Origin of the sequence: Puniceibacterium sediminis (assembly GCF_900188035.1) — a bacterium.
GTDB classification, from domain to species: Bacteria; Pseudomonadota; Alphaproteobacteria; order Rhodobacterales; family Rhodobacteraceae; genus Puniceibacterium; species Puniceibacterium sediminis.
Genome location: NZ_FZNN01000021.1, coordinates 62,382 through 73,406, shown reverse-complemented (window position 1 = coordinate 73,406; position 11,025 = coordinate 62,382). Strand labels below are relative to the sequence as shown.

Annotated in this window: 12 protein-coding genes and 1 pseudogene; 10 read left to right on the top strand and 3 right to left on the bottom strand. The window is 59.9% G+C overall.

The genetic code is table 11. The features are described from left to right. Positions 1-251: pseudogene (locus tag CHB75_RS22155) on the bottom strand (hypothetical protein); the annotation flags it as partial. Between the two features lie 209 nt (positions 252-460). Here CHB75_RS22155 and CHB75_RS21440 point away from each other — a divergent pair. From CHB75_RS21440 to CHB75_RS18190, 3 genes are all read left to right on the top strand, one after another. After that, on the top strand, positions 461-793 hold the full coding sequence (locus tag CHB75_RS21440) for a hypothetical protein (RefSeq protein WP_141135145.1): 333 nt from the start codon (positions 461-463) through the stop codon (positions 791-793). A 409-nt stretch (positions 794-1,202) separates the two neighbouring features. After that, the gene (gene hemF / locus CHB75_RS18195; RefSeq protein ID WP_089273123.1) at positions 1,203-2,096 is read left to right on the top strand and encodes an oxygen-dependent coproporphyrinogen oxidase; all 894 of its coding nucleotides are present in this window, start codon (positions 1,203-1,205) and stop codon (positions 2,094-2,096) included. 102 nt (positions 2,097-2,198) lie between these two features. Next, positions 2,199-3,296 (top strand): DUF6471 domain-containing protein, encoded by a 1,098-nt coding sequence (locus tag CHB75_RS18190; RefSeq protein WP_176439192.1) that lies wholly within the window; start codon positions 2,199-2,201, stop codon positions 3,294-3,296. Positions 3,297-3,552: 256 nt separating this feature from the next. On the opposite strand, the gene CHB75_RS18185 is transcribed toward CHB75_RS18190, so the two are convergent. Both CHB75_RS18185 and CHB75_RS18180 read right to left on the bottom strand, forming a co-directional pair. Continuing rightward, entirely contained in the window at positions 3,553-4,128 is a 576-nt protein-coding gene (locus CHB75_RS18185) for a pseudouridine synthase (RefSeq protein ID WP_245841058.1), read from the bottom strand. After that, positions 4,121-4,579, bottom strand: a complete 459-nt coding sequence (locus tag CHB75_RS18180) for a nucleoside deaminase (RefSeq protein WP_089273119.1) — start codon at positions 4,577-4,579, stop codon at positions 4,121-4,123. The genes CHB75_RS18185 and CHB75_RS18180 overlap by 8 nt, the downstream gene beginning before the upstream one ends. Before the next feature lie 61 nt (positions 4,580-4,640). On the opposite strand from CHB75_RS18180, the gene CHB75_RS18175 reads away from it, so the two are divergent. From CHB75_RS18175 to CHB75_RS18145, 7 genes are all read left to right on the top strand, one after another. Next, on the top strand, positions 4,641-5,462 hold the full coding sequence (locus CHB75_RS18175; RefSeq protein ID WP_089273117.1) for a pseudouridine synthase: 822 nt from the start codon (positions 4,641-4,643) through the stop codon (positions 5,460-5,462). A 117-nt stretch (positions 5,463-5,579) separates the two neighbouring features. After that, the gene (locus CHB75_RS18170) at positions 5,580-5,777 is read left to right on the top strand and encodes a hypothetical protein (RefSeq protein WP_089273115.1); all 198 of its coding nucleotides are present in this window, start codon (positions 5,580-5,582) and stop codon (positions 5,775-5,777) included. A 20-nt stretch (positions 5,778-5,797) separates the two neighbouring features. Beyond that, positions 5,798-6,622, top strand: a complete 825-nt coding sequence (locus CHB75_RS18165; RefSeq protein ID WP_089273113.1) for a hypothetical protein — start codon at positions 5,798-5,800, stop codon at positions 6,620-6,622. 175 nt (positions 6,623-6,797) lie between these two features. After that, complete coding sequence (locus tag CHB75_RS18160; protein WP_089273111.1) at positions 6,798-7,679, top strand: 5-bromo-4-chloroindolyl phosphate hydrolysis family protein; 882 nt, start codon at positions 6,798-6,800, stop codon at positions 7,677-7,679. A gap of 30 nt (positions 7,680-7,709) precedes the next feature. Beyond that, a complete protein-coding gene (locus CHB75_RS18155; RefSeq protein ID WP_089273109.1) occupies positions 7,710-8,909 on the top strand; it encodes a toxic anion resistance protein in 1,200 nt (399 codons plus the stop codon). Position 8,910: 1 nt separating this feature from the next. Continuing rightward, a complete protein-coding gene (locus CHB75_RS18150; protein WP_089273107.1) occupies positions 8,911-9,873 on the top strand; it encodes a DUF2927 domain-containing protein in 963 nt (320 codons plus the stop codon). A gap of 27 nt (positions 9,874-9,900) precedes the next feature. Continuing rightward, the gene (locus CHB75_RS18145) at positions 9,901-11,016 is read left to right on the top strand and encodes an SPFH domain-containing protein (RefSeq protein ID WP_089273105.1); all 1,116 of its coding nucleotides are present in this window, start codon (positions 9,901-9,903) and stop codon (positions 11,014-11,016) included. Positions 11,017-11,025: the final 9 nt, after the last annotated feature.

Sequence of the window (11,025 nt, the reverse complement as noted above, 5' to 3'; positions counted from 1 at the left end):
TGTACATCACGATCCATAAGACACCTCCTGCTATGCAGGGCGCATCTCAGACAGTCGGCAGCTTCAAACAATGAGGGCGATGGCGCGGCGCTTACGATCCGGTGTGGCGTGAGCGATCGGTTGCGAAACCAACCTGCAACGCCTTCCGGGTCCGCAGGGCACGTCCCGCGCGCGACGGTCTTGCCATCATGATCGACAACGCAGATCGAAATTTCTTTCAGTGACACATCCAAACCAGCATAATGTTCCATAGGTCGTTCTCCTCACGGCTTATATCCATGAGGCCAACAAACCGGACCTTGTTCGCCACTGGAGAGCGACCGCCGCAATCACACCATGTCGTTTTTGGGAAGGCTGTGCTAGCGCGACGAACGACTGGTTCGCGTGCTGGTTGACTAAATAAATGCGGTGTGTTGGTTTAAACTTATAATGGTAATCTTACATTGATGAGGTAATGCGCATGAAATTCTCCAGAATTATTTTGGTTACTTCAACGCTCGCGCTGGCAGGTTGTGCGCCAAATATGGATTTTGGGGCTAATCCGACGACCTCTGATTACACTGAGCCAAGCGCTTCGGGGTTATCTTCGGTGCGGCCTTATCCAAATCCTGACGACGTTTGCCAAGTTATCCGAGAAAATGAGGCAATTCGTGAGCCAGTTAACAATGGAACATTTCTTATCGCCTGCCCAAAACACGAGCGGGGTGCGATACGTGATCGGTTAAATGAAGGTGCTGAAGTTATTGGTCATGCCAAGCACTGGACAGTCTTAGCTGTACCAGTCGTTCTATGACGAAGGTCTAGCAACAAAACTCGCATAAAATTGCGACCGACTTTGTTAATGTTGCTCATCTTGGCGAGCCGTTCCAAAAACCCTCGTTTTTGGAACGGCCTCAAACCACCTCAGTTTACGCTGCCAAAAACCCCATTCAAAACCTCGATGGTTGTTGAAGGTTTTTGACTGCGTGACGTTAGCAGACATTCGCGACTTTGCAGAATATCGGTAGTCTGGGCTCGAACCTGCCCTTCGCCGCCTTTTGATCAAGCGCCCGCATTCACCTGACAACCCCCGTCGACAAAGCCCCCGCAACCTCACCCCGGTTTGTCCCAGATCAAGGATTCTCCGGCGCTGTCCCGCTACCTGATGCTTCACCTACGCGCCGATAGGCGATAGACCCGCGCCAATCAGACAGGACAGTGACATGACCAACGACCTCGCCCCCCAGAAAACCCGCGCCGCTGCATGGTTCCGCGAATTGCGCGACCAGATCGTGGCCGCCTTTGAGGGGCTGGAAGACAGCCACACCACCGGCCCGCTGTCGGACATGGCCCCCGGCAGATTCGAAGTCACGGAAACCAAACGCAAATCCGACGACGGATCGGATGCAGGCGGCGGGCTGATGAGCGTGATGCGCGGCGGGCGGGTGTTTGAAAAGGTCGGCGTGAACGTCTCGACCGTCTATGGCACCCTCGCCCCCCGGGCGCAGGCCGCCATGGCCGCGCGCAAGGGCATTCCCGGCATGGACGCAGACCCGCGTTTCTGGGCCAGCGGCATCTCCCTTGTCGCCCATATGCAGAACCCGCATGCCCCGGCGGTACACATGAACACCCGCATGTTCTGGACCCCGCAGGCCTGGTGGTTCGGCGGCGGCTCTGACCTCAACCCCTGCATCGAATATGCCGAGGATACCGCGCATTTCCACGCCACCCAAAAGGCACATCTCGATCCGCACGGCACCGACCTTTACCCACGGCTCAAGGCATGGGCGGATGAGTATTTCTACATCCCTCACCGCAACCGCGCGCGCGGCGTTGGCGGCATCTTCATGGACGATCACAACACCGGCGATTGGGAGGCTGACTTTGCCCTCCCCCAGGACATCGGCCGCGCCTTCCTGCCCGCCTTTGTGCCACTGATCGAAAAGCGCCGCGCCACCCCGTGGGACGACGCCGACAAGGACACGCAACTGGTGCACCGCGGCCTCTATGCGGAATACAACCTCGTCTATGACCGCGGCACCAAGTTCGGCCTCGAAACCGGCCATGACGCCAACGCCGTGTTGATGAGCCTGCCGCCAATGGCCAAGTGGGTCTGATCCAGCCCCCGTCACCTTGACCCTCCCCGGGGAGCAAAAAACCGACCTTACGTCTCAATCGCACCAGCACCCAGCTGACATTCCGGCCCATGTGAATCACCCTTGAGTCATGCAGGGCAAGATCATCGACGGCGCGCTTTTGGTGCTGTGCAGACAGAGCGGGAAGCCACGCCAGCGAACATCCTCAAGGTTGACATGAAGCGAAAAGGAGTGACTTACGCTCAACTTGTTGAAAAGCTGGCCGCTATTGGAATCAGCGAGAAAGAGGTGAACGTCGCGAACAAGCTTTCCAAGGGGGGAGTTTCCAACGGCGTTTATGTTGCAATGTTTAAGGGCTATCGGGACGGAACATTTGCGATTGGACTGACCGTCGGGATATGTTTGGCAATACTACTGCCGCTACTCGTTTCACATGGTCAGCAAGACGTTGCTTATTTGCCCGATGCTGTAGACCAAAGCGTCAACAAGCCAAGCCAATGCGGCGATGGGAATGAGCCAGTATGGGGGCCATGGTTTGGCCTGTGCTTCGGCTTGCACGATAGCATCGCGCAGTGGCTCATGATGGCGTTCACAATTATTGCCGCTGGCCTGCTTTATGGTACTCTTTTACAAGCTAACAGGACAAATATTGCAGCCATCAAGGCTGCGGACGCCGCTATTGAAGCTAACCTGATCATGCGCCACGAACAACGTCCGTGGATTACCCTTGAGCGTGATTTTCTTTGCCATTTTTCTGACACCGGCGGATTTCAAGGCACAATAGCGTGGAACTACAACCTCACCAACAAAGGCAAAACCCCAGCCTACGCTATCGCCTCGCACGGCAAGATACTGAAAAGTAAAGATTTTTTTGGCATTCTTGGCGAAGCTGAGGAATTCACTGAAAATTGCCTTTTGAAGCATGGAGCGGGCTCGGTTCCGATCATCTTTCCAGGTGAAAGAACTGACAATGTAAAGTATCGCGGATTTACGACTAGCGCCTATGATATTACCAGCAATGCTGATGGGAGGATCGAAAAGAAGGTGGTTGATGGGAAAAAGGTCAGTTTTTTGTTCTGTATCACCTACAGGACTGGACTAGCCAAGGATTCGCCTATCGGGGTTGAGACAAGATCCTTCCAAATCGAAGAGCGGCGTGGATTCTTCGGGCCTTGGCAACACCAAATGTTTGAGCTCTCCGCATTTCGGATCGTGAGATAAAGCTGAGAGAAGCGTCAAAATTTCGATCAATCGTACCTGCCCTCGGCTGGGGTTGGTACGTCTGATACGTAAGGCCGGATATGCAGGACCCAGAGAAAACAGGACCGGCGTCCTGTTCCATCTGCCGATAAATATCCCCGGGGGCTCGGCCTTGGCCGGGTGGGGGCCGACAGCCCCCTCTGCCCCCGAAACTGCGCGACAGCCATATGCCAGCCATACGGGAACCATACGGTTTCCATACGCTGACCATACGGCGTCAAACCGCCCCGTCGATCCATGTTCCGGGGTCGATTCCATCCAGCGACCACGCTCCCACCGACCAGCGCACCAGCCGCAGACAGGGCAGCCCCACATGCGCCGTCATGCGCCGCACCTGCCGGTTGCGCCCTTCGGAAATCGTGATGCGCAGCCAGCCGTCGGGCACCGTCTTGCGAAACCGCACCGGCGGGTCACGGGGCCACAGTTCCGGGAGGTCGATCCGCGAAACCCGCGCCGGTCGGGTCAGCCCGTCCTTCAGCATGACACCGTTGCGCAGATCGGCGATCTGGGCATCCGTAGGCGTGCCTTCGACCTGCACCAGATAGGTTTTTTCCAGCTTGAATTTCGGGTTGGCGATCCGCGCCTGCAACGCCCCGTCGTCAGTCAGAACCAGCAGCCCCTCGCTGTCCCGGTCCAGACGACCTGCGGCGTAAACCTTTGGCACATCAACATAATCTGACAGCGTCGCACGCGTGCTGCCCTCTGTGCCCTTGTCGGTGAACTGTGACAGCACACCATAGGGTTTGTTGAGCAGGATCACCCGGCCCTTATGTGGCATGTCATCCTTACGCATCCCCGCGACGCTCCTCAAAAAACCTACGCAGCAGGGATTCCGAGTCCTCTGCGCTGATGCCGTCATAAACCTCGGGGACATGATGGCACTGCGGATGGGTGAACACCCGCGCGCCATGCGCGACGCCGCCCGATTTCGGGTCCGCCGCGCCGTAATACACCCGCCGGATCCGCGCCGCCGATATCGCCGCCGCGCACATCGCGCAGGGCTCCAGCGTCACATACAGATCGTGGTCCACCAGCCGTTCCACCCCCAAGGCCGCACAGGCCGCGCGAATCGCCACGATCTCGGCATGGGCGGTGGGATCGTGCCCCTCGCGCGTCCGATTGCCCCCCGTCGCCACCACCCGGCCCGCCGAATCGACGATCACAGCGCCCACCGGCACCTCGCCGCGCGCACCTGCGGCGCGTGCCTCGGTCAAAGCGGCCTGCATCTGGCTGGTAAACGTCATTGATCATCCCTTGCGCAGCGGCGCTCTTTCCCAAGCGCGCAATATAGGCTAGCGGATGGAAATGAGCAAAGACACACAGCCCCAGAGCACCACCCCCGGAGACCGCATCGCCAAGGTATTGGCCCGCGCAGGCGTTGCCAGCCGCCGCGAAGCCGAACGCATGATCGAGTTGGGGCGCATCGCCGTCAACGGCAAGGTCATCACCCGCGCCGCGCTGAACGTCACCGACAAGGACAAGATCACCGTCGATGGCAAACCGCTGGGTGCGCCCGATGCCGCCCGCCTTTGGCTGTATCACAAGCCGACAGGCCGGGTGACGACGACGAAGGACGAACAGGGGCGGATGACCATCTATGACGACCTGCCCGAGGATATGCCCCGGGTGATGTCCGTCGGCCGGCTCGACCTCAATTCCGAAGGCCTGCTGCTGCTGACCAATGACGGCGGCATCAAGCGCAAGCTGGAACTGCCCAGCACCGGATGGCTGCGCAAATACCGCGTGCGGGTCAACGGACGGCCCAATGATGAGATGCTCAAACCCCTGCGTGACGGGCTGGTCATAGATCGTCAACGATATCTGCCGATGATCGTAAGCATCGACCGGCAACAGGGCGCGAATGCCTGGCTCACCGTGGGCCTGCGTGAAGGCAAGAACCGCGAAATCCGCCGCGCGATGGAAGATATCGGCCTTGGCGTGAACCGCCTGATCCGAACCTCTTACGGTCCGTTCCAGCTGGGTCAGCTGAAACCGGGCGCGGTCGAGGAAGTGCGCCGCAAGATCCTGCGCGATCAGCTGGGACTGGATGGCCCTGCCCCCGACGCACCGGCCAAGCCCGTGCCCAAGCGGCGCCGCCGTACCGGCCCGGGAACGGATGATCGCTAGCGGCCCGGCGCCTTGGCGCCGACCGCGTTAACACTTTGTTAAACATGAAATTTTTTAACGAGCCTTTAACCTGGCTCTGCCGTTTTTTTGCCTGATTTCACCGGCAAATGTTCCGGCATGATAACAACATCAATCGCCATAGCCGTTCTGCTCGCCTCGATGCTGCTGGTAATGTCAGATCTCAAACTGATCGCCATCGACACGCTGCAAGCCATGCGCGACGCAACGTCCAGGGTCATCGGCTCTGGCCGCGTCTGGCAAATTCTGGCGTTCGGGGCTCTCTGGGTGCTGATTTTCACCGTGACAGTGCTATGAGCCAAACAGGAGCAAAACACATGATCCGCAGCTTTACAAAACCCTGCGAATACAAGGGGCAAATCCCCCCCCTCAGCCTGTTGTTTGTTTCCGCCTGCCCCTTATTCGTCTGGGTTCTGCATGCATCCGTGTCGGGCATCTTTCTGGCTTTTGGCTTTCTGACGCTTTTTACCCTGGCCCTGGGGCTGATCGCAGAAGGCTCCTGTCGTGAGGCGGCATATGACGCCGCCGAGGTCGCCCGCAAACCGCGGTTGCCGCGCAAACTCTTGGGATCTGTGATTATAAGCGCTCTGGTACTGGCCATGGGCGTGCTGAAATTCTCAGAGATCATGCCAGCCGTTGCCTGTGGCGCGCTTGCCATGGGTCTTTGCGTCCTCGCCTTTGGCGTTGATCCGATGAACGACAAGGGCGTTGAAACCCCCGATTATCTTTTGCGCCAGCGGGTGCAGGATCTGACGAACTACACTGAGCGCACGCTGGACGAACTTGTGCTGCGAATCCACCACCTGGATGACAGTGACCTAAGCCGTCGCACCGAAGCCGTGCGCAGTGCAGTCAATCGTCTGGTGCGGACATTGTCCCAGGATCCGATAGCGATCCAGTCGGTAAGAAAACCATTGATGAAATTCCTGCACATGTCCGCCCACGAAGCTGACCGTCTTGATGAGAGCTGGAACAGCGCATGCCGCAACTTTGCCCGTCAGCGTTATATCAACCAGCTGTCAACCATGGCGACGGTCTTCGAATCCCGCGCCCGCCATCAGGGGCTGGCCACGCGCAACGACAGTTTCGAACTTGAGGCAGAGTTGCTAATTGATCGAATGAAGCATGAAAACGCCGCCTGAGAGCACAGTTTCGCCTTTCCCCCTAGCAAGCGTGCGGCGATTCACCTAAGTTCACCTGTAGTTGTTATGCCTAGGGGGTGACATGTCAGGCACCGGCCTACAGAAAGTGGCCTATGTCCTTCTGATTGTGCTCCTTTTTGGGGTAAGCTCAGGCTTTCTCGGGGGGCTTTAGGTCATGGCGCAACGCTTTGGCGGCAAGTACAGCCCGGACGACACAGGGCCATCCGACACCGACCGCCCGGCCTATGACGGTGCGCGGATCGATCCGGTTGGCGCACGCAGCAACCTTTTGTTTCTGCCCCCAGTCCTTCTTGCCTTTACGTCACTCACCGCAGGCGCCACCGGTCTGGCCATTGGCCTTCTTGGGGCGGCATCGCTGACCCTTGGGGCTTGGCTGCTGCGCGACGGATTGCGCGCCGAGGCGGAATACAACGCCCGCCGCGTTGCCCGCCGTCCGGCCTTCCCACGCAAGATCATGGCCGCAATGCTGGCAGGCATCGGTGCCGCTCTGGCGGCCTTCAAGGCTGATCCCGGCCTTGCGGCACCTTTGATCTATGGCATCGCCACCGGCGCACTGCATATCGGTGCTTTTGGACTGGACCCGCTGAAAAGCAAGGGAATGGAAGGCATCGACACCTTCCAGCAGGACCGCGTTGCCCGCGTCGTGGACGAGGCCGAGAAATACCTTGCTGACATGACCGACGCCGTAACCCGCGCCGGGGACCGTCAGGTCGAGGCCCGCGTCGAACGGTTTCAGATCCGCGCCCGTGAATTGCTGCGCACGGTCGAAGAAGACCCCCGCGACCTGACCGCCGCGCGCAAGTTCCTTGGCGTTTATCTCATGGGCGCGCGCGATGCGTCGGTGAAGTTTGCCGATGTCCATTCCCGCACCCGCGATGCCAAGGCCCGCGCCGATTACATGATGCTGCTGACCGATCTCGAAGAGACGTTCGGCGCGAAAACCAGAAAACTGCTGCTGGATTCCAACAGTGATCTCAACGTCGAGATCGAGGTCCTGCGCGACCGTCTGCAACGCGAAGGGGTGCGCCTCGACTAGGGGCCCCCGTTCCAGAAATGAGGATTTGCCATGTCTGAGAATGTCCGCGCCAAGGCGCAGGAAACGCTGGCTCTTGTCGAAGAAGTCAACGCCGTGATTCTGCCCGAGCCGAAAGATGCCAACGCCATCGTGCCACTGGAACAGGCCGACGCCCATTCCGGCGAGGAAATCCGGTCGCGCATGGCCGAAATCGACATGGCCGACACCCAGTCCATCGTGTCCTTCGGCTCTGCCGCGCAGGCGGAATTGCAGGAAATCAGTCAGGCCATGCTGGCCGGTGTGCGCAACAAGGACGTCGGCCCGGCAGGTGATTCACTGCGCACGATGGTCAGCGCGATCCGCGGCTTTTCGGTCTCGGAACTGGACGTGCGGCGTGACCGCAGCTGGTGGGAAAAGCTGTTGGGCCGGGCCGCGCCCTTTGCCAAGTTCACCGCCCGGTTCGAACAGGTCCAGTTGCAGATCGACCGCGTGACCGAAGACCTGCAGAAACACGAATACACCCTGCTCAAGGACATCAAATCGCTGGATCTGCTCTACGAAAAGACCCTCGATTTCTATGATGAACTCGCGCTCTATATCGCTGCGGGCACCGAAAAGCTCAAGAATCTGGACGAGGTCGACATTCCCGCCAAGGATGCCGAGGTCAAGGCCGCACCCGAGCCGGATCAGGTCATGAAGGCGCAGGAGTTGCGTGATCTGCGCGCCGCGCGCGACGATCTGGAACGCCGGGTGCATGACCTGAAACTGACCCGTCAGGTGACGATGCAGTCGCTGCCGTCGATCCGGCTGGTACAGGAAAACGACAAGAGCCTTGTCACCAAGATCAACTCCACGCTGGTGAACACCGTACCGCTCTGGGAAACCCAGCTGGCACAGGCCGTCACCATCCAGCGCTCTGCCGAAGCAGCGAATGCCGTGCGCGAGGCGAATGACCTGACCAACGAACTGCTCACCTCGAACGCCAAGAACCTGCGCGATTCCAACAAGATGATCCGTCAGGAGATGGAGCGCGGCGTCTTTGACATCGAAGCGGTCAAGCAGGCCAATGCCGACCTGATCGGCACCATCAACGAGAGCCTCCAGATCGCGGACGAAGGCAAAGCCCGCCGTGCAAAGGCCGAAGATGAACTGAAGAAGATGGAGGCCGAACTGCGCGACACGCTGGCCGCGGCCAAGGCACGCGGTGATGGCCGGGGCGACACCACCGGTACTTCGGTTCCGAAGGCCTGATATGATCCGGCGCGGACTTACAGTCTTCCTTACCTTGCTGGCCCTCGTGGCCTGCGAACCTCTGCCGACTGTTCCGCCGGATCCCACGCCGCAGGAGCGTTCGGCCGTTGTCGCGCCTCTGGATACCGTCAAACCAGAGGCCAGGCATGTGCCCTCACCAGCCAGCGCCGCGCTCGCCAGTTACTACGCGCGCGTTCAGGCCGATCTGCTGTCGCAGGGCCTGTTGCGCATGGACGGTGGCGGACCCGATACGCCCTTTACCGACACGATGCTGGTGCGCGACTTCGAACAAATTGCTCTGGCCGAGGAATACGAACGCGGTCAGGGTTTTCGCCCATCATCGGGGCGGCTGGGACGGATCAAGAAATGGACCCAGCCGGTGCGCGTGACGGCCGAATTCGGCCCATCTGTCACCGATGCGGAACGCCGCAAGGACAGCGCCATGCTGTCGCGTTATGTCAGCCGCCTTGCCAATGTGACCGGCCATTCCATCACCATGTCCGACAGCAATCCCAACTTTCACGTCCTGTTCATGAGCGAGGATGACCGCGCACTGGTGGTGCCGCGCATCCTGGACCTTGTGCCGGACATCAACCCGACCTCGCTGCGGATCTTTGACAACATGCCGCGGGCGATCCACTGCCTCGTCATCGCCTTTTCCGTGGACAACGGCGGGTACAACTACGGCAAGGCCATAGCGCTGGTCCGGGCCGAACATCCAGGCCTGCTGATGCGATCCTGCGTCCACGAAGAGGTGGCACAGGGTCTGGGGCTGGCCAACGACAGTCCGCAGGCCCGCCCGTCGATCTTCAATGACGACGACGAATTCGCCCTGCTCACCCGGCATGACGAACTTCTTCTCAAGATGCTGTACGACCCCCGCCTGACCCCCGGCATGACCGCCGAAGAAGCCCGCCCCATCGTGATGGAGCTTGCAGCGCGTTACGTCGGCGGACCAAGCTGACGCCAATCACCGACAGGAGACCATGACATGGGCATTTTCGACTTTCTCAGCGGACAGTTCATCGACGTCATCCAGTGGACCGACGACACCCGCGACACGATGGTCTGGCGTTTCGAACGCGAGGGCCACGAAATCAAGTACGGTGCCAAACTGACCGTGCGCGAAGGTCAGGCGGCGGTCTTCGTGCACGAAGGGCAGCTGGCGGATGTGTTCACGCCGGGGCTTTATATGCTCGAAACCAACAACATGCCGGTCCTGACGTCATTGCAGCACTGGGATCACGGCTTCAAATCCCCGTTCAAATCCGAAATCTATTACGTCAACACCACCCGCTTCAACGATCTGAAGTGGGGCACCAAGAACCCGATCATCGCCCGCGATCCGGAATTCGGACCGGTCCGCCTGCGGGCCTTTGGCACCTATGCCATCCGCGTGACGGATGCCGCAAAGTTCCTGACCGAGATTGTCGGGACAGACGGCGAATTCACCATGGATGAGATCAGCTTTCAGATCCGCAACATCATCGTGCAAGAGGTGTCGCGCGTGCTCGCCTCGTCCGGCATTCCGGTGCTGGATATGGCGGCCAACACGGGCGATCTGGGCAAGCTGGTTGCCGGCGAGGTGTCAAAAACCATCGCGGGCTACGGCCTGACCATGCCCGAGATGTATATCGAAAACATCTCGCTCCCCCCCGCCGTGGAACAGGCGCTGGATAAACGTACATCGATGGGCCTCGCGGGCGATCTGGGCAAGTTCACCCAATATTCCGCAGCCGAGGCAATGACCGCCGCCGCCAACAACCCCGCCGGTGGTGGCATGGCCGCTGGTCTGGGGGCAGGCATGGGCATGGCGATGGCGGGCCAGATGGCCAGTCAGGGCCCCTGGGGCACCGCCCCCGCTCAGCCGCAGCCCGCGGCAGCGCCGCCCCCGCCGCCGGTCGAACACGTCTGGCACATCGCCGAGAGCGGCCAGACCAAAGGCCCCTTCTCGCGCGCAGCGCTTGGCCGCATGGCCGCAGCCGGTGACCTCAGCCGCGAAACCTATGTCTGGACCGCCGGTCAGGATGGCTGGCTGCGGGCCGAGGATGTGACCGAACTGGCCCAGCTTTTCACCGTGCTGCCGCCGCCCCCGCCGGGCAGCTGACCCCCGACT